15 protein-coding genes are annotated in these 17,635 nt (G+C 62.2%); 11 read left to right on the top strand and 4 right to left on the bottom strand.

Annotation, left to right across the window (positions count from 1 at the left end; genetic code table 11):
* The first annotated feature begins 34 nt into the window (after positions 1 to 34).
* The 6 genes from QZ571_RS03195 to QZ571_RS03170 all read left to right on the top strand — a co-directional run bounded on the left by QZ571_RS03195 (position 35) and on the right by QZ571_RS03170 (position 6,867).
* Positions 35 to 1,669 (top strand): ShlB/FhaC/HecB family hemolysin secretion/activation protein, encoded by a 1,635-nt coding sequence (locus QZ571_RS03195; RefSeq protein ID WP_295531658.1) that lies wholly within the window; start codon positions 35 to 37, stop codon positions 1,667 to 1,669.
* Between the two features lie 384 nt (positions 1,670 to 2,053).
* Positions 2,054 to 3,160, top strand: a complete 1,107-nt coding sequence (locus tag QZ571_RS03190; protein ID WP_295531655.1) for an ABC transporter substrate-binding protein — start codon at positions 2,054 to 2,056, stop codon at positions 3,158 to 3,160.
* A gap of 74 nt (positions 3,161 to 3,234) precedes the next feature.
* Positions 3,235 to 4,104 (top strand): ABC transporter permease subunit, encoded by an 870-nt coding sequence (locus QZ571_RS03185; RefSeq protein ID WP_295531652.1) that lies wholly within the window; start codon positions 3,235 to 3,237, stop codon positions 4,102 to 4,104.
* A complete protein-coding gene (locus QZ571_RS03180) occupies positions 4,101 to 4,889 on the top strand; it encodes an ABC transporter permease (protein WP_295531649.1) in 789 nt (262 codons plus the stop codon). The genes QZ571_RS03185 and QZ571_RS03180 overlap by 4 nt, the downstream gene beginning before the upstream one ends.
* Before the next feature lie 3 nt (positions 4,890 to 4,892).
* Positions 4,893 to 5,954, top strand: a complete 1,062-nt coding sequence (locus tag QZ571_RS03175; RefSeq protein ID WP_295531647.1) for an ABC transporter ATP-binding protein — start codon at positions 4,893 to 4,895, stop codon at positions 5,952 to 5,954.
* 334 nt (positions 5,955 to 6,288) lie between these two features.
* Positions 6,289 to 6,867, top strand: coding sequence for a LysE family translocator (locus QZ571_RS03170; protein WP_295531644.1), 579 nt, complete (start codon positions 6,289 to 6,291; stop codon positions 6,865 to 6,867).
* A gap of 6 nt (positions 6,868 to 6,873) precedes the next feature.
* On the opposite strand, the gene hemE is transcribed toward QZ571_RS03170, so the two are convergent.
* Entirely contained in the window at positions 6,874 to 7,905 is a 1,032-nt protein-coding gene (hemE, locus tag QZ571_RS03165) for a uroporphyrinogen decarboxylase (RefSeq protein WP_295531641.1), read from the bottom strand.
* A gap of 96 nt (positions 7,906 to 8,001) precedes the next feature.
* On the opposite strand from hemE, the gene hemC reads away from it, so the two are divergent.
* A complete protein-coding gene (gene hemC / locus QZ571_RS03160) occupies positions 8,002 to 8,955 on the top strand; it encodes a hydroxymethylbilane synthase (RefSeq protein ID WP_295531638.1) in 954 nt (317 codons plus the stop codon).
* Between the two features lie 42 nt (positions 8,956 to 8,997).
* On the top strand, positions 8,998 to 10,203 hold the full coding sequence (locus QZ571_RS03155) for a hypothetical protein (RefSeq protein ID WP_295531635.1): 1,206 nt from the start codon (positions 8,998 to 9,000) through the stop codon (positions 10,201 to 10,203).
* Between the two features lie 61 nt (positions 10,204 to 10,264).
* Here QZ571_RS03155 and QZ571_RS03150 read toward each other — a convergent pair whose 3' ends face one another.
* On the bottom strand, positions 10,265 to 10,966 hold the full coding sequence (locus QZ571_RS03150; protein WP_295531632.1) for an arylesterase: 702 nt from the start codon (positions 10,964 to 10,966) through the stop codon (positions 10,265 to 10,267).
* Here QZ571_RS03150 and QZ571_RS03145 point away from each other — a divergent pair.
* Both QZ571_RS03145 and QZ571_RS03140 read left to right on the top strand, forming a co-directional pair.
* Positions 10,965 to 11,648, top strand: a complete 684-nt coding sequence (locus QZ571_RS03145; RefSeq protein WP_295531629.1) for an ABC transporter ATP-binding protein — start codon at positions 10,965 to 10,967, stop codon at positions 11,646 to 11,648. The genes QZ571_RS03150 and QZ571_RS03145 overlap by 2 nt on opposite strands.
* A complete protein-coding gene (locus tag QZ571_RS03140; protein WP_295531625.1) occupies positions 11,645 to 14,152 on the top strand; it encodes an FtsX-like permease family protein in 2,508 nt (835 codons plus the stop codon). Before QZ571_RS03145 ends, QZ571_RS03140 begins: the two co-directional genes overlap by 4 nt.
* A 139-nt stretch (positions 14,153 to 14,291) precedes the next feature.
* On the opposite strand, the gene QZ571_RS03135 is transcribed toward QZ571_RS03140, so the two are convergent.
* Positions 14,292 to 14,753 carry a lytic transglycosylase domain-containing protein gene (locus QZ571_RS03135; protein WP_295531622.1) on the bottom strand — a complete coding sequence of 154 codons (462 nt, stop codon included), beginning with the start codon at positions 14,751 to 14,753 and terminating at the stop codon, positions 14,292 to 14,294.
* Between the two features lie 90 nt (positions 14,754 to 14,843).
* Entirely contained in the window at positions 14,844 to 17,276 is a 2,433-nt protein-coding gene (locus QZ571_RS03130; RefSeq protein WP_295531619.1) for a heavy metal translocating P-type ATPase, read from the bottom strand.
* 137 nt (positions 17,277 to 17,413) lie between these two features.
* On the opposite strand from QZ571_RS03130, the gene QZ571_RS03125 reads away from it, so the two are divergent.
* Positions 17,414 to 17,620 (top strand): DUF2892 domain-containing protein, encoded by a 207-nt coding sequence (locus QZ571_RS03125; RefSeq protein ID WP_295531616.1) that lies wholly within the window; start codon positions 17,414 to 17,416, stop codon positions 17,618 to 17,620.
* The last annotated feature ends 15 nt before the right edge of the window (positions 17,621 to 17,635 follow it).

Raw genomic sequence — 17,635 nt, 5'->3', positions numbered from 1 at the left:
ACAACATAAGGCAGGCAGGCACCGCAGATCTCGTTTGGTTGATTTCGGTGCGGCGGGCTTGATTGGGTCGCTGGCACTGATGCAATCGGTCGCTGCGGTAGAGGCGCAAGCGATCAACCCGGCGACGACGATCGAGCAACAAAATGAGCGCCGTGTACAAGCACTCAGCGCGACGACGCCTTTGTCGGGGCCTGTGGTCATCAGCCCAGCCGCAGCGCGGGGTCAGATGGTTCCGCCCGGTGGTCCGACGGTCTTGCTGAGCAAGGTCGAATTCACCCCCGGATCGGACTTTCTGACGCAGGCGGATCTGGACCCGATCCTTGTCAAATATGTTGGCAAACGGGTCGATTTCTCGCAGATTCAGCACCTTGTTCAAGACGTTAACGACCTTTACACGCGCATGGGGATCGTGACGGCAAGCGCTGTGCTGCCGCCGCAAACGCTTGATCGCGGCTTGCTCAAGGTGCAACTCGTCGAGGGCAAACTTGCCACGGTCGCGGTGAACGGGGCCCAGCAGGTGCCGGCAGATTTCATCTTGCAACGGGTGCGGCTGACGCGGGGCGAAAACACCGTGGATGTGCCCGCTGCCGCCAAGGACATCACGCGTTTCAACAAGGTTTATGATGCGCAGCTGCGCATGTCGCTCCAGCCGGGGGCTGATTTTGGCACCACCGATGTAGCGCTGCAGCTGATCGAGCCGCAGAAAAACCAACTGTCGTTCTTCGTTGATAATCAGGGCGTGCCTTCGACGGGCAAGACCGAGCTGGGGATTTTCTATCACCGCTACAGCTTGCTGACGCCCGACGATAATTTTCTTGCCTATGGCACGCATGCCGAGGGCAGTGACTCTGGCACGCTGTCATATGATGCGCCGATCACGCCCATTGGGACGCGTCTGGGCCTGACGTTCAGTCGCTCAACGATTAACGTGATCAGCGGGCCGACTCAGCCGCTTAACATCTCGGGGCGTTCGGGTTCGCTTGGCGCGACGCTAAACCAGCCGCTGTATATTTCACCGACATGGTCGCTTTTCGCGATTGGCGGGGCCTCGTATGGAACGTCGAAATCCTTCTCGAACGCGACGCCGCTGGTGGATTCCACGACCAAGGAATACTCGCTGACGCTCAACGCCAGCTACAATAAAGACCGGCTGGCATTCTCGATTTCGCCTCAGGTATCGCGCGCTTTGACCAATGATCATCTCGCGCCGCTCAAGCGTAACATCTCTCTGTTCACCGGCTCTTTCAACGGTTCGTACCAGTTCAAGAACGGGATCGTTCTGATCACCAACGGCGCTTGGCAATATACCGATACCAAGCTTGTTCCGGGCGATCTCTTGTTTCAGGTCGGCGGACCGACGACCGTGCGCGGCTTTCCAAGTGACGCATCGTCCGGCGACAGCGGCTATTACGCCCAGTTCGAGTTGCATAAGTCACTTGATATAAAGGGTTTGGCAAAGGGGCTCGATGTGTACGGATTTGTGGATGCCGGGTCTGTGTATTCGACATTCCCCAAAAGCGTCTTCTTCGCCTCGGCAGGTGCAGGCCTTGCCTATCCTCTGACCCCAAATGCCAAACTCGAGGTTGGGGTTGGCTTCCCACTCCGTCAGGTTGTGGCGAACCAATCTCCCGCGACAGTTTATACCCGCCTAACGGTTGCCGCATTTTAAGGGCGCGCGCGTAGCGAAACTGAGGCAGCTTTAGCGCCTCAGTTTCGCTGTGCCGTTGGTTCATGCGCCGAATCGACCCGTTTGGGGCCGAGAAAAATCTAAGTCACTCAACCATTTGGCGAAAACTGCCGTCGCGATCTGTTCAAAATTTGGCAGTGTCAAAAAAAAGTGTTGCTTTGGCGGCGCGAATTGCGAAGCATCTGTCACACGACTTTCACATGACGCCCTTAGTGGCTCATGTGCTTGTGATCCGCGCGTGTCGCGATTGGGCTGAAACCTGACGTAAAAACGAATATCGCTGCGCGTGCGATCAATATCTTCGGGCGAGACACCGGCGGCGATGCTGACCGGGGGCCCGATCAACAACTGGGGAGAAGACCTGACATGACGTCTAAAATCCGACTTGCTCTGAGCGCAAGCGTGGTGGCTTTTGCCGCCAGCGCGAGCATCGCATCGGCTGATAGTCTTGATGCGCTCTACGCTGCGGCGAAAAAGGAAGGCAGCTTGACGACGATCGCGCTGCCCCATTCCTGGTGCAACTACGCGGGCGTGATCGATGGCTTCAAGGCCAAGTATCCCGGCATCACCGTGAACGAGCTGAACCCCGATGCGGGCTCGGCCGACGAAGTTCAGGCGATCCGCGCCAACAAAGATAACAAAGGCCCGCAAGCGCCCGACGTGATCGACGTGGGTCTGTCCTTTGGTCCTGCCGCCAAGGATGAGGGGCTGATCCAGCCCTATAAAGTGTCGACCTGGGACACGATCCCCGACAGCGCCAAGGATGCTGACGGCTACTGGTATGGCGATTACTACGGCGTGCTGTCCTTCGCTGTGAACAAAGACCTCGTGGACAACGTACCGCAGGACTGGGCCGATCTGCTCAAGCCCGAATACGCTAATTCGGTTGCACTGGCAGGCGATCCGCGCGCTTCGAACCAGGCGATCCTGGGTGTTCTGGCCGCAGGTGTGTCTGCAGGTGGCGCACCGGGCAAAGCCTCGGGCGATGCCGGTCTGAAATATTTTGCCGAGATGAACAAGAACGGCAATTTCGTGCCCGTCATCGGCAAAACCGGTACGCTGGCCCAAGGCGCAACGCCGATCGTGATCGAGTGGGATTACAACGCGCTGGCAGGGCGTGACACGCTGAAGGGCAACCCGCCGGTCGACGTGGTTGTGCCGCAAACGGGTGTGGTCGCTGGCGTCTATGTGCAGGCGATCTCGGCCTATGCGCCCCATCCCAATGCTGCGAAACTGTGGATGGAATATCTTTATTCCGACGCAGGACAGCTGGGCTGGCTGAAAGGCTATTGCCACCCGATCCGCTTCAACGATCTGGCCAAAAACGGCAAGGTTCCCCAAGAGATGCTGGACGCGATGCCCCCCGCTGAGGGCTATGCCAAAGCGATCTTCCCGACGCTTGATGAGCAGGCCGCGAACAAGGAAGTCGTGACCTCTGGTTGGGACAGCGTCGTCGGCTCTAACGTCCAGTAAGGCGTTGAGCGTAATAACCCGCCCCGTGCCATCCGGCGCGGGGCGGGTCACTTTGATTCGAAAGATACCACTATATGGCTGACACCCTCGCCTCGCGACGCCGGTTGCCGCTAACATGGGTCGGAATGGTGCCGTTCACGGCCTTTGCCGTCCTGTTTTTGATCATGCCCACGATGTATATCGTGATCGGCGCATTCAGATCGTCTGATGGCGGGTTTACCTTCGCCAATCTTGTGAACCTGTTTCAGCCCTCGATCCTCGCCTCCTACTGGATTTCGATCAAGATCAGTCTGGCGACGGCCTTCTTTGGCTGCCTGATCGGCTTTGCCATGGCTGCCGCCGTCACCCTCGGGGGCATGCCGAACTGGCTGCGCGGACCGATCATGACGTTTTCGGGGGTGGCCTCGAACTTTGCTGGCGTGCCGCTTGCCTTTGCGTTCCTCGCGACGTTGGGTCGGCTGGGGCTGGTGACGGTGGTTCTCAAGCAATGGTTCGGCTTTAATATTTATGCCCATGGCTTCAATCTGCTTAGCTTTTTCGGGCTCACGATCACCTATTTGTTCTTCCAGATCCCGCTGATGATCCTGATCATCACGCCTGCACTCGACGGGCTTAAGCGCGAGTGGAAAGAGGCCGCCTCGATTCTGGGCGCCAGCGGCTTTCAATATTGGCGCATCGTCGCGCTGCCGATCTTGTGGCCCTCGCTGCTGGGCACGCTGGCGTTGCTGTTTGCCAATAGTTTCGGGGCTGTGGCCACGGCTTACGCGCTGACGGGATCGTCGCTGTCGATCGTGCCAATCATGCTGTATGCGCAGATTCGCGGCGACGTGTTGCAAGACCCCCATCTTGGTTATGCCTTGGCGTTCGGGATGATCGTTATCACGGGGATCGCGAATTTCGTCTATGTCTGGTTGCGGGTTCGGTCTGAGAGGTGGGTGAAATGAGAGTGCAACGGTTCTGGTCCATCATCGCGCTGATCTTCGGCTTCACCTATTTCGCGCTGCCCCTGATCGGCACGCTGGAATTTTCGCTACGCGCGCGCCGGGGTGAATATTCGCTGGATGCCTACCGCTCGGTGCTTAGCGATCCGCAATTCCGCGAGACGTTCAGCTATTCAATCGTGATGGCAATCTTCACCATCTTCGTCGGCGCACTGATCGTGGTGCCCACGGCCTATTGGGTGCGCCTCAAGCTGCCGCGTCTGCGCCCGGTGGTTGAATTCATCACCCTGTTGCCGCTGGTGATCCCGCCGATTGTCATCGTCTTTGGCTATATCCGGCTTTACAACACCTCTTCCTTCCTGCCGCTGACGGGAACTCTGACGGGCACCAATATCCTGCTGCTGCTGGGCTATACGACGCTGTCATTGCCCTACATGTATCGCGCGGTGGATACGGGGCTGCGCACGCTGGATGTGGCGACGCTGACCGAAGCCGCGCAAAGTCTTGGCGCGGGCTGGATCACGATCCTTGCGCGGTTGATCCTGCCCAATGTCTTGATCGCGGTGCTGTCGGGGGCCTTCATCACCTTCGCCATCGTCATCGGCGAATTTGTTCTCGCTTCGCTGCTCAATCGGCCCGCCTTTGGGCCGTATATGCAGCTTGTCGGTGCCAACAAGGCCTATGAGCCTGCGGCGCTGGCGGTGATTGCCTTCTCAATCACATGGATCTGCATGGGGCTGATCCAGCTTGTCACACGATTTTCGAAACATACGAAAGCACAACGGTAACTCATGGCCTTTCTCAACATTGAGCATCTTGAAAAATTCTTTGGCACCAACCGTGTGGTGAAGGATTTCAATCTGGCCATTGATCAGGGGGAGTTCGTCTCGCTTCTGGGCCCATCGGGCTGCGGCAAGACGACCGTGCTGCGCATGGTCGCGGGGTTTGAGACGACCTCGTCCGGGGCGATCAGCATTGACGGTCAGGATGTCACGCATCTGCGCCCGAACCAGCGCAATATCGGCATGGTCTTCCAGTCCTACGCGCTGTTTCCCAACCTGACGGTGGCGCAGAATGTGGGCTTTGGCATGCGCGTGGCGGGCCGCCCGAAATCCGAGATCAAGGCCCGCGTGGATGAAATGCTGCGCCTGATCGGCCTGCCCAAGCTGGGCAACCGCTATCCGTTCCAGCTGTCGGGCGGGCAGCAACAGCGGGTCGCGCTGGCCCGGGCGCTGGCCGTGCAGCCACGCGTGCTGCTGCTGGACGAACCGCTCTCGGCGCTGGACGCCAAGATCCGGGTCAGCTTGCGTGACGAAATCCGCGAAATTCAGCGCGAGCTGGGTATCACCACGATCTTCGTCACCCACGATCAGGAAGAGGCGCTGTCGATGTCGGATCGCGTGGTGGTGATGAATGGCGGTGTGGCCGAACAGACCGGCGCGCCGTTCGAGATTTACAACCACCCCACGACCCGGTTTGTGGCGCAATTCGTTGGCACGTTGAACACGCTTTCGGCCACCGTCGTTGATGCCAAGACGGGTCGGGTGACGGTGGGCGAAACGCCAATCGCGCTTAACCGTCCGTTGGCTGGGGCCACGACGGGGGAGACCATCAACCTCGCGCTGCGTCCCGAAGTTGTCTCTTTGGGCCGCAAAGAAGGGCGCGACACGATCCTTGCTGGGCGACTTGCCGAGGTTCATTTCCTTGGCTCGACGATCCGCATGCGGGTCGATGTTGGCGGCACGCTGATCTCGCTGGATACGTTCAACACCCCCGACACGCCGCCGCCGCACATCGGTGAGGCGGTCGAGCTAAGCTTGGCCGAGCGTGACCTGCTGGTGCTGACGGATTAGGGTTTTAAGGGGGGCTTTGTCACCCAAGTCGTCGGCGGAGGGCATCGCTTGACTTCCGCGTGACCGCTCAATCGTCTTGCGCCAAACGGCTGTAGGCTTTGGCGAAATGCGGGCGAAAGAGCCCCCCGATGCTCACATTCAGCCCCGCGATCTGCTTTGTCCCGCAGATCCGTCGATAGGTCGGATCGAGATTGTGCGGGGCGCGCAATGAACAACAGTCTGGTCGGGGGCGCCGCCCTCGGCCACGGGCCTTCCCCCGGGATATTTTGGCACTGGCGAAGGGGCGCGAGAGCGTCTTGATGATCGCTGAGTTTCGCCGCGAGATGGAAATGTCATGTCACAACTCTTTTTATCGCTGCTCGGTTTTGCCTGTGTCGCTGCAGGCACGCCGGGGCCGAATAATATCATGGTGATGAGTTCGGGCGCGACCTTTGGGTTTCGCCGCACGGTGCCGCATTTGCTGGGGATCGCGCTTGGCCATGGGCTGATGGTGGTGCTGATCGCGCTGGGGCTTGGCGAGGTGTTTATCCGCATGCCTGCGCTGCATAATGTGCTGACGGTGTTGGCTGCGATTTACATGCTATGGCTGGCGTGGAAAATCGCGCATGCAGGCGCGCCGGGGCAGGGCGGGAACACGCGCCCGTTCACGTTTTTACAGGCGGCGGCGTTTCAATGGGTGAACCCAAAGGCTTGGGTGATGTCGCTTGGCGCGGCCACGATTTACGGCAGTTTGGGCGGGCTGCTGATGGGCGCGGTGTTCGTGGTTGTCGACCTGATCGCGGTGTCGATCTGGACGGCGTTGGGGCAAACTCTCAGCCACTGGCTTGGCACGGGGCCGCGGCTGAGAGCGTTCAATTGGCTGATGGCGGGGCTGTTGGTGGCCTCGATCGCGCTGGTGTTTCTGGAACGCTGACGCGCCTCAGCCGTTGCGGATCGTCTCGACCATCAGCGCCACGTTTTCGGGATCGGCATCGGGCGTGATACCATGGCCAAGGTTGAAGATATGCGGCCCGTTCTTGAACGCCTCGACGACATGGCGGGTCTCATCTACCAGCGCCTGACCGCCCGTGACCATGTGATGGGGCGCAAGATTGCCCTGCACGCAGCCCGCGATTTGCACATTGGCCGCGCCCCATTCCGGCGTGATCGAATTATCGAGCGCCACGCAATCGGCGCCGGTCTTTTCGTGAAAGCCGATGTAGCCCTCACCCGCCTCACGCGGGAAGGCGATCACGGGCAATTGCGGAAAGCGCGCCTTGAGCTCGGCGATGATCTTGCGCGTTGGTTCAACCGCGAAATCCTGGAAATCGTCGCCCTTGAGGCTGCCAGCCCATGAATCAAACAGCTTGACCACCTCGGCCCCGGCCTCGACCTGTTTGGACAGGTATTCGATTGTTGAAACGGTCAGCAGGTCGATGATTTTTGAAAAAGTTTCGCGATCTTGCGTTTTCAGCGCATGAGCGGGGCCCTGATCCTTGGTGCCCTGTCCGGCGATCATGTAGGTCGCCACCGTCCACGGCGCGCCCGCAAAGCCGATCAGCGTGGTCTCGTTGGGCAATTCACGGCTGAGAATGCCGACGGTTTCATAGATCGGGGCAAGCGTGTCGTGAATGTCGTCTTTGGTTTTCAGCTTGGCGAAATCGGCGGGTGTGGTGGTCGTGCTTAGGCGCGGCCCCTCGCCGGTGACAAACCACAGATCTGCGCCAAGTGCCTGAGGAAGCAACAAGATATCGGCAAACAGGATCGCCGCGTCAAAGCCGTAGCGCCGGATCGGCTGCAAGGTGACCTCGGCGGCGAGTTCAGGATTATAACACAGCGACAGGAAATCGCCGGCCTGTGCGCGGGTAGCGCGATATTCGGGCAGGTAGCGCCCGGCTTGCCGCATCATCCAGACCGGGGGGGTCGGCAGTACTTCACCATTCAGCGCCCGCAGGATCGTTTTCTCAGCCATGTGCATCTCCTCTTTGCCTCTTTCATCGCGACCTGTGGCGACATGTCAAGCGCGCGCCGTCTTGCGCGGGCCATCTGTCGCGGGTAAGCCGGGGGAATGATGCAGATGCCCGATGCGAAATCCCCGCTCAAGATCGGCACGCGCGGCTCGCCTTTGGCGCTCGCGCAGGCCTATGAAACGCGTGCGCGCCTGATGGCGGCTCATGATCTCCCCGAGGCCGCCTTTGAGGTCGTGGTGATCAAGACTACGGGCGATGATCGCGCGTTGATTGATGCGGATAAGCCGCTGAAAGAGATCGGCGGCAAGGGCCTGTTCACCAAGGAAATCGAAGAGGCGATGGTCGATGGCCGCATCGATATCGCCGTGCATTCGATGAAGGATATGCCCACCGAGCAGCCCGAGGGGTTGATCCTGAATTGCTATTTGCCGCGCGAAGATGTGCGCGATGCGTTCGTCAGTCTCAACCACGCCGGGATCGCGGCGCTGCCCGAGGGTGCAGTTGTCGGCTCGTCCAGCCTGCGGCGGCGCGCGCAGCTGGCCTATCGCCGCCCCGATCTGAAGCTGGTTGAGTTTCGCGGCAATGTGCAGACCCGGTTGAAAAAGCTGCAAGAGGGCGTGGCCGAAGCGACGTTTCTCGCGATGGCGGGGTTGACCCGTCTGGGTATGGTCGAGGTCGCGAAATCCGCGATTGACCCCGAGGATATGCTGCCTGCCGTGGCGCAAGGTGCAATCGGCATTGAGCGGCGCGTGGCTGATGCGCGCTGCGAGGCGCTGCTGGCCCCGATCCACCATCTGCCCACCGCGCAACGTCTGGCTGCTGAGCGCGCCTATCTTGCCACGCTGGACGGGTCTTGCGAAACCCCGATTGCCGGGCTTGCCATCATCGAGGGCGACGAGCTGTGGCTGCGTGGGGAAATCCTGCGCCCTGATGGCTCTGAGGCGATCTCGGGCGAGGGGCGCGCGTTGATTTCCGAGGGCGCGGCCCTGGGTGACGATCTGGCGCGGCGATTGCTGGCCCAAGCCCCGACCGGCTTTTTCGACTGGCGCTGAGCCCCTCTTGAAATTGGCCGCAAACGGGGGCAATGGGGGCGTATGTTTGCTCCGTTCCGCCCGATAGTCAAAGATCCCGCGCTGCGTCTGGCGGCGGTGCTGCTGGTGCTGTTTGGGGCCCATGCGGCAACGATGGGGCCCTATGTTTCGGCGCTGGCGATCAAGGTGTTCGGCCTGTCCGATGGCGCGTTCGCGCTCGTCTTGATGGTGGCGTCGGTTCTGTCGGTCTCTGCCTCGGTCGGCTTGGGGATTTTGGCCGATCAGCGGGCCAATCGACGTGCGATCGCGTTGGGTACTTCGTTGATGTTGATTCTGGCTTCGGCGCTTGTCTTGGCGGGCGATAACGCAGTGGTTTTCGTGATTGCCAATGCGTTGATCTTGCCGCTGTCAGCCTCGATCTTTGGTCAGCTATTTGCGCTGTCGCGCCTTGCCGCATCGACCCATCCCGAAAAAGACCGCGCCGCGATTCTGTCGACCCTGCGTGCACTGTTTGCGTTGCCTTGGCTGGTCGTGCTGCCGATCTGGTCGGTGGCCTTCGATCAGGGAGCTTCGCTGACGGCGATCTACCCGGTCACGCTGACGCTGGGGGTTTTGATCCTTGCGCTGACACTGGCGTTCTGGCCCCGCGATGGCGCGACCCGCTGGCCCGACCCGAAATCAGGCCTCAGCTTTCGCGAATCTTTGCGCGAAATGGCGAACCTGCCGATCCTCAGCCGGGTGGTGGCGCTGGGTACGATCAACGGGGCCGTGATGTTGTATCTGGTGGTGATGGGGCTGGTGTTTGAGGCCACGCCGGGGCGCGGCGCGGCGGATACGGCACTTTACGCGGGGCTTCTGGCGGGGCTCGAAGTGCCCTTCATGCTGGCCTTGCCGGTGTTGGTGGGGCGCGTCTCGCGTACGTCGCTGATCTGGGCGGGGGCGGCCCTTTATGCCCTGCATCTGGGGCTGATCCCGGTTCTTGCACCTACGCCCTATGTCTGGTTGCTGACAATTCCGGGCGCGGCCGGCGGCGCGGTCGTGTTGACCCAGCCGATGGCCTATCTGCAAGACCTGCTGTCCAATCGTCCCGGCGCCGGGGCTTCGCTGATGGCGCTGCAGAAACTGGCGGGCGATGCGTTTTCCGCCGCTGTTTTCGCAATTGGCACGGCGCTTGCAGGTTACGAGCTCGCCGCCGTGATGGGGGCCTTGCTGGGCGTCATTGGCGCGGGCGCACTTTGGGCGATGGACCGGCGCGCCGCGCGTAGCTAAGCCCTTTCATCTGGCTAAAAATACTCCCGCCGGAGGCTCCTGCCCTCTGCCAGGCGCGCGCTCAACTGCCCGGCGTCACCTTTGCCAACAGCTCCAACACTTTGGGCCCCAAAGCCGCAACCACCTTTTTCACGCCCGCGGGCGTGGGATGAATATTATCGGCCTGCATCAAGTCTTCCTTGGCGCGCTCTGCGAGCGGTGTGGCCATGATCGGGGCCAACAGATTGGGCACCAGAACCGCGCCATATTTCTGTGCCAGATCGGGATAGATCGCATCGAATTCTTGCTGATACTCAGGCCCGTAATTGCCCGGTGCGGGCAGGCCCGCCAAAAGCGCAGGGATATGCTTGCCCTGCAAATCCGCCAAGATCGCATCGAGATTTCCGCGCGCCTCAGAGGGCGGCAGCCCGCGCAGCAGATCATTGCCTCCCAGCGCCACGATCACCGCCTTGGTGTCGGGCGTCAGCAGCCAATCGAGCCGCGATTTCCCGCCCGCCGTGGTATCGCCAGACACCCCGCCATTCACCACAGTCACCTCCGCGCCATGCGCGTTCAGCCAGTCCTGCAATTGCGGTACCAAACCGTCGCTGGGATTCTCAAGCCCGTAGCCTTGGGTCAGCGAATCTCCCAAGGCGAGGATCTTGGTCTGTGCCGCGACCGGCATGGCCAGCAGCGTCGCAAGCACAATTCCTGCGCCCAAACGCTTGTGCAGCCGCGTATTTGGCCCATATCCCTTTGAAGCAAAAGAAAGACAGGTAGCCATGGCTGACACGATCCTCGCGCTCAAAGACGCAAAACTTGCGCTGGCGGGCAATGCTGGCCCGGTCGAAATTCTGCGCGGGATTGATCTTGCCATCGAGCGGGGCGAAAGCGTTGGGCTCACGGGGCCTTCTGGGTCGGGCAAATCATCGCTCCTGATGTTGATGGGCGGGCTGGAACGCGCCAGCTCGGGGTCGGTTATGGCATTGGGTCATGATCTGTCGGCGATGTCCGAGGATGATCTGGCCCGCTTTCGTCGGGGTAATATGGGGGTGGTGTTCCAAAGCTTCCACCTTATCCCGACAATGACGGCACTGGAAAATGTCGCGATGCCGCTGGAAATCGCCGGCGTGCCCGATGCGTTCGCGCGCGCTGAGGCGGAACTAGAGGCCGTGGGGCTGGGTCATCGCGGCCATCACTATCCCTCGCAAATGTCGGGCGGAGAGCAACAGCGCGTCGCCTTGGCGCGTGCCGTCGCCCCGCGCCCTGCGATCCTGCTGGCCGATGAGCCGACCGGCAATCTCGACACAGCGACGGGGGCCACAATCATCGAATTGCTGTTCGGCCTGCAAGAGCGCCATGGGGCCACGCTGATCTTGGTCACCCATGCCCCGGATCTGGCGGCGCGGTGCAGTCGCATCATTGAGCTGCGCGACGGCCGGGTCGTGACGGGTGAACCCGCATGACCCTGGCTTTCACGATTGCTCGGCGCGAGTTGCGCGCGGGTCTGCGCGGCTTTTGGGTCATGCTGCTCTGCCTGATGCTTGGGGTGGCCGCAATTGCTGCTGTCGGGCTGGTGCGCAGCGCGATCACCTCGGCGCTCAGCGATCAGGGCGCGGTGCTGTTGGGGGGCGATGCGCAATATGAATTCAGCTATCGCCGAGCCAAACCCGACGAGTTGAAATGGATCACCGATCACGCCACGGCGGTCTCGGAGGTGATTGATTTCCGCTCCATGCTCAGCACGGGAACCGATGCGACGCAACGCGCGCTCACGCAGGTCAAGGCGGTGGATGGGGCCTATCCGCTTGAAGGGAAGCTGGAGCTAGACCCGCCCGTGGGGCGCGCCGCGCTCAAGGGCGAAAACGGTCTCCCCGGGATTTTCCTCGACCCAATTTTGGCTGACCGTCTGGCGGTAAAACCCGGTGATACGGTGCGTTTGGGCGGACAGGATTTCGTGATGATGGCACGGCTCTTGCGCGAACCTGACAGCACGGGCACCGGCTTTGCGCTGGGACCAAATTCGATCGTTGCGCTTAGCGCCATTGCGGACACGCCGCTGCTGGCACCGGGGTCGCTGTTTGAAACCCAATACCGCGTAAGCTTGCCTGCGGGCACCGATCTGACGGTGGCCAAGCGCCAAGCCGAAAGCCATTTCAAGGATGCCGGGATGCGCTGGTCGGATCGGCGTCGCGCGGCACCGGGCGCGCAGCGCTTTGTGGATCGGCTCGGCTCGTTTCTAGTGCTGGTCGGGCTGGCGGGGCTGGCAGTGGGCGGTGTTGGCATTTCCGCGACGGTGTCGTCTTGGGTCGAGCGCAAATCGGGCACAATCGCGACGTTGCGCGCGCTTGGCGCGACGGGGGCGACGATTCGCGCGGCGTTCTTGATTCAGCTTGTGGCGCTGGGCGTGGTGGGCATTGTCGCGGGGCTGGCGCTGGGGGCGGGGCTGGTTTTCGCGGCCTCGGGGCTGATCGAAAATGCGCTGCCAATCCCGGTCGAGATTCGCTTGCAACCCGGCCCGCTGGGGGAGGCGGCGCTCTATGGCGCGCTGATTGCCGCGATCTTTGCGCTGTGGCCCCTGTCGCGGATGGCGGCAATGCGCGCGGCGACGCTCTATCGTGACACGATGAACGGACGCCGCCTGCCGCCTTGGCCGACCATGACATTGACGGGCGTTCTGCTGGTGGTGTTGGTCGTCGTCTCGGCGTGGTTTTCGGGGCTGTGGGGGCTGACGCTGGCCAGCCTTGGCGGCATCGCGCTGGCACTGGCCATCCTAAGCGTCGCGGCTTGGGCGATCCGCGTTGGCGCACGCGGCGCGCAACATCTCGCGCGCGGCCGCCCTGCCTTGCGCGCGGCCCTCGCCGCGATTGGTGGGCCGCGCTCCGAGGCGCGCTCGGTCATCCTGTCGCTGGGGCTTGGCCTGTCGGTTCTGGCCGCCGTGGGGCAGGTCGATGCGGGGCTGCGCGGAGCGATTTCCAACGATCTGCCCAAAATCGCGCCAGCCTATTTCGTGATCGACATCCAGCCCGATCAGATCGACCCGTTCAAGGCGCTGCTGGCCAAGATGCCTGCGGTGAGTAAGGTCGAAGCGGTGCCGATGCTGCGCGGCGTGATCACCAAGATCAATGGCCAAAACGCGCGTAAAGTTGGCGGCGAACATTGGGTTCTGCGCGGCGATCGCGGCGTGACCTATTCCGAGACTCCGCGTGAAAAGCTGACAGCGGGCACATGGTGGCCCAAGGATTATAACGGCCCGCCACTGGCCAGCTTCTCGGCCAAAGAGGCGGCAGAGATCGGGTTGAAACTGGGCGATGATATCACCGTCAATATCTTGGGGCGCGATATCACGGCCAAGGTCACCTCGTTTCGCGATGTGAACTTTTCAACGGGCGGGATTGGCTTTGTGCTGACGTTAGATCCGGCGGCGCTGCAAGGCGCGCCCCATACGTGGCTGGCCACGATCTACGCCCCACCCGAGGCCGAGGCGCAGGTAATGCGCGATCTGGCCAAGGCGTTTCCCAATATTACCGCGATCCGGGTGCGCGACGCGATTGCGCGCGTCACCGATGCGCTTTCCTCGATTGCGCGCGCGACGTCGCTGGCGGCCTCGGTGACGCTGCTGACGGGGTTTGTCGTGCTGATCGGCGCGGCGGCGGCGGGCGAGCGGGCGCGCGCCTGGGAGGCGGCAATGCTCAAGACCCTCGGGGCGACGCGGGCCACGATCTTGTTTAGCTTTGCGCTGCGCTCGGCGCTGATGGGCGCAGCGGCGGGGGTGGTCGCGATCGCCTTTGGCGGGCTTGCGGGCTGGGCCGTTGTCGATCTGGTGATGGGCGCAAGCTATCAGTTCGCGCCAATCCCTGCGCTGATCATCGTGGCTGGCGGGGTGGTGGCGACACTGGCGGCCGGGCTGGTCTTTGCGCTGCGCCCGCTTGCGGCGCGCCCGGCGGGGGTGTTGCGCGCCTCCGAGTAAGCAGGGGATTTGGCAGGCGTCGGGAGGCCTCCGGCGGGAGTATTTGATGCTAGATGAAATGGCCGTGCTGCGTCTTTCATCTAGCATCAAATACTCCCCGCGGAGCGTTCCACCCGTGCCAGAATTGCCGCGCTTTGCCCTAGCGCAATCCCGTCTGCTTCAGCAGTCCGCGTTTCTTGGCCTCATAGTAATAGCCCCGCGCATACCACTTTACTGCGCGCTCTTCAGAGCCATCAGCGACCATCCAAGCCCCGCGCAGGTATTTCACGCCATATTTCAGGTTGGTATCGGCATCGAGCAAATCATGGGGGGTGCCGCGAAATCCCATTCCGCGTGCGGTTTGCGGCGAGATTTGCATCAGCCCGAAATAGGGGCCGTTTCGCGCCTCGGGGCGGTAGCGACTTTCGCGTTGGATCACGCGATGCGTCAGGCTGCGCGGCACCCCGTAGTGGTCGGAATAGCGATTGATCAGCGCGCGCAGTTGCGGCGTTTCATTGTGATGCAGGGGCGGGTTGCCTGGGGCTTTGTTCGCGGTTTGTGGGCCGCCTCCGCAGGCAGCAAGGCTGGCCAGAGACAGCAAGATGAGGCGGCGTGACAGCATCGGGCGCTCCGGCAAATTCGGTGACAAGAAAAACCCGATCTGCGCGCCAAGGAAAAGGGGGCTTGCGGGGCATCGGCGCGCAATCGCCGATCAGCGTGCCGCGCGGCGCAATCGAAGCGCGTTGGAGACTACAAAGACGGACGAAAAGGCCATTGCCCCCGCTGCCAGCATCGGCGACAGGCCGGGTCCGCCAAAGGGCACCAACACGCCCATTGCGACCGGGATCAGCGCCACGTTATAGGCGAAGGCCCAGAACAGGTTTTGCTTGATATTGGCCATCACGGCGCGCGACAGGGTCAATGCGCGCGCTACGCCTTGGGGATCGCCCCCCATCAGCACGACCTGAGCCGCCTCGATGGCCACATCAGTGCCGGTGCCGATGGCAAGGCCGACATCGGCGGCTGCCAGCGCGGGGGCGTCGTTGATCCCGTCGCCGACGAATGCCACGGGGCCATGGGCGCGCAAGCGGTCGATTGCGGCGCGCTTGCCATCGGGGAGAACCTCGGCCTCGACCTGATCTATGCCCAGCGTATCGGCCACGGCCTGCGCGGTGGCGCGGGTATCGCCGGTGACCATCGCGACCTGCACGCCTGCGCGGTGCAGCGCGTCAATGGCGGCGCGAGCCTCGGGTTTGATCGGGTCGGACAGCGCCATCAGCGCGACGGGTTTATCATCAAGCGCCATCCAGACCGGTGTGCGGCCCTTGGCGGCCAGTGCCTCGGCTTGGGCGGCAAAGGGGGCGATGTCGGCGCCCGCCTGCGCCATCGCCTGTGTGTTGCCCAGCCACAACATCGCGCCTTCGGCCTGCGCGCGCAGCCCCATACCCGCCAGCGCCTTGACGCGTTTCACTGGCGCATGGGGAATGTCGCGCGCGGCGGCAGCGTCCAGAATTGCGCGCGCAAGCGGATGCTCCGAGCGCGCCTCGGCCCCTGCGGCCAGCGCTAGGATCTGGGTTTCGGACAAATCCGCCAGCGGGAGCAAATCGCTGAGCGCGGGCTTGCCTTGGGTCAGCGTGCCGGTTTTGTCAAAGCCGATGATCGTGACCTCGGCCAACCGTTGCAGCGCATCGCCGCGCCGAAACAGCAGGCCCAGTTCCGCGCCCCGTCCCGTGCCCACCAAAATCGAAACCGGCGTGGCCAGCCCCATTGCGCAGGGGCAGGCGATAATCATCACCGAAATCGCGGCGACAAAGGCATGGGTAAAGCCCATTCCCGCCAATAACCAGATCGCGAAAGTGGAGAGCGACAGCACCATCACGGCGGGCACGAACACCCGCGTCACGCGATCCACCAGCGCCTGCACAGGCAGCTTCGCGCCCTGTGCCTGTTCGACCATCGCGATGATGCGCGCAAGCACGGTATCGCCCCCGGTGGCGGTCACGCGATAGCTAAGAGCGGCCTCGCCATTGATCGTGCCACCGGTGATCTTGTCGCCCTCGGATTTGCTAAGCGGAATGGGTTCTCCGGTCAGCATGCTCTCATTGATATGACCCGCGCCTTCGGTGATCACCCCGTCCAGTGCGACACGTTCGCCCGGTGCAAGCAACAAGATATCGCCCGTGGTGAGGGCGCTGATCGGGCGCTCTTCGACACCGTTTGGCGTTTGCACGCGGGCGGTTTTGGGCTGCAATCCGATGAGACGCGAGATCGCCTCGCCTGCGCGACCCTTGGCGCGGGCCTCCAGCCAGCGGCCCAGCAAGATCAGGGTGACGATGGTGGCGGCCGCCTCAAAATAGACGCCGCGCGCCGAGGCAGGGATCAACTCCGGCGCAATTGTGACCAGCGCGGAAAAGACAAACGCCGCGAGCGAGCCCAGCGCTACGAGCGAGTTCATTTCGGGCGCGCCACGCACCAGCGCGGGGATGCCGATGCGCAGGAACATGCGTCCCGGAAAGGCCAGTACAAGCGTCGTCAGCCCCATCTGGATCCACCAGCTTGTGCGCTCGCCGATTGTGGCGGCGATCAGGTGATGGAGGCCGGGGATCAGATGCGCGCCCATCGCCAGTGCAAAGACCGGCAGGCTGAGCGCCAGCGCGATCAGGAATTGGCGTTTGAGGTGGCTTGCCTCGGCGGCTTGACGTTGTGCGACCGGGGCCGGGGTGTCGCCTTGGTCTTTCACGCGTGCAGGGTAGCCCGCGGCAGTGACCGCCTCGGCCAGATCGCGGGGGGCAAGCGTGCCCTCGACATAGTCGACCTGTGCGCTTTGGGTGGCGAGATTGACCGTGGCCGTCGTGACACCGGGCAGCGCATTCAGGGCGCGTTCCACCCGCCCGGTGCAACTGGCGCAGGTCATCCCCTCGATGTCGAGCCGGGCGGTTCCCATCGTTGCCGGATAGCCCGCCGCATCAAGTGCTGCGACCAGATTGGCGGGTGTCGCGGGGGCGTCGAACTCGACGCTGGCGGTGCGCGCCATCAGATTGGCGCTGGCTTGCTGTACGCCGGGCACGCCCATCAGCACGCGCTCGACCCGCCCCGTGCAGGCCCCGCAATGCATCGCGTCGATGGTAAAACTGGTCTTGGTCATGGTGTTCGCTCCTGCGCCTCATGTGATGCGGGCCTAGGGTGCGGTCAAGCGCCGCGTTATACATTCGAACTATTGAATTTGTTGTGAAGAGGTGCTATCTTCTCCCTAACAGTATTCCCCCTATGTGGAGCCTTCCGATGAACCTCGACCGTACCATCTTCGCCTTTGCTGGCGTCATGATCCTGATTTCCGTTCTGCTGAGCGCGTTTGTGTCGATCTATTGGCTGTGGTTCACCGCCTTTATCGGCGCGAACCTGTTGCAATCGGCCTTTACCGGATTTTGTCCGGCGGCTTTTATTTTTGGCAAGTTCGGCGTGAAATCGGGCTGCGCGTTCCAAAAGTAAGGCGGATTGGCCACG

Source organism: uncultured Thioclava sp. (assembly GCF_913064665.1).
GTDB lineage: Bacteria > Pseudomonadota > Alphaproteobacteria > Rhodobacterales > Rhodobacteraceae > Thioclava > Thioclava arctica.
This window is presented reverse-complemented; position numbering and strand designations above follow the sequence as displayed.

Coding starts and splice junctions, on each gene's coding strand:
- QZ571_RS03190 (WP_295531655.1), top strand. CDS start 2,054: ATGACGTCTAAAATCCGACTTGCTCTGAGCGCAAGCGTGGTGGCTTTT.
- QZ571_RS03185 (WP_295531652.1), top strand. CDS start 3,235: ATGGCTGACACCCTCGCCTCGCGACGCCGGTTGCCGCTAACATGGGTC.
- QZ571_RS03180 (WP_295531649.1), top strand. CDS start 4,101: ATGAGAGTGCAACGGTTCTGGTCCATCATCGCGCTGATCTTCGGCTTC.
- QZ571_RS03175 (WP_295531647.1), top strand. CDS start 4,893: ATGGCCTTTCTCAACATTGAGCATCTTGAAAAATTCTTTGGCACCAAC.
- QZ571_RS03170 (WP_295531644.1), top strand. CDS start 6,289: ATGTCACAACTCTTTTTATCGCTGCTCGGTTTTGCCTGTGTCGCTGCA.
- hemE (WP_295531641.1), bottom strand. CDS start 7,905: ATGGCTGAGAAAACGATCCTGCGGGCGCTGAATGGTGAAGTACTGCCG.
- hemC (WP_295531638.1), top strand. CDS start 8,002: ATGATGCAGATGCCCGATGCGAAATCCCCGCTCAAGATCGGCACGCGC.
- QZ571_RS03155 (WP_295531635.1), top strand. CDS start 8,998: ATGTTTGCTCCGTTCCGCCCGATAGTCAAAGATCCCGCGCTGCGTCTG.
- QZ571_RS03145 (WP_295531629.1), top strand. CDS start 10,965: ATGGCTGACACGATCCTCGCGCTCAAAGACGCAAAACTTGCGCTGGCG.
- QZ571_RS03150 (WP_295531632.1), bottom strand. CDS start 10,966: ATGGCTACCTGTCTTTCTTTTGCTTCAAAGGGATATGGGCCAAATACG.
- QZ571_RS03140 (WP_295531625.1), top strand. CDS start 11,645: ATGACCCTGGCTTTCACGATTGCTCGGCGCGAGTTGCGCGCGGGTCTG.
- QZ571_RS03135 (WP_295531622.1), bottom strand. CDS start 14,753: ATGCTGTCACGCCGCCTCATCTTGCTGTCTCTGGCCAGCCTTGCTGCC.
- QZ571_RS03130 (WP_295531619.1), bottom strand. CDS start 17,276: ATGACCAAGACCAGTTTTACCATCGACGCGATGCATTGCGGGGCCTGC.
- QZ571_RS03125 (WP_295531616.1), top strand. CDS start 17,414: ATGAACCTCGACCGTACCATCTTCGCCTTTGCTGGCGTCATGATCCTG.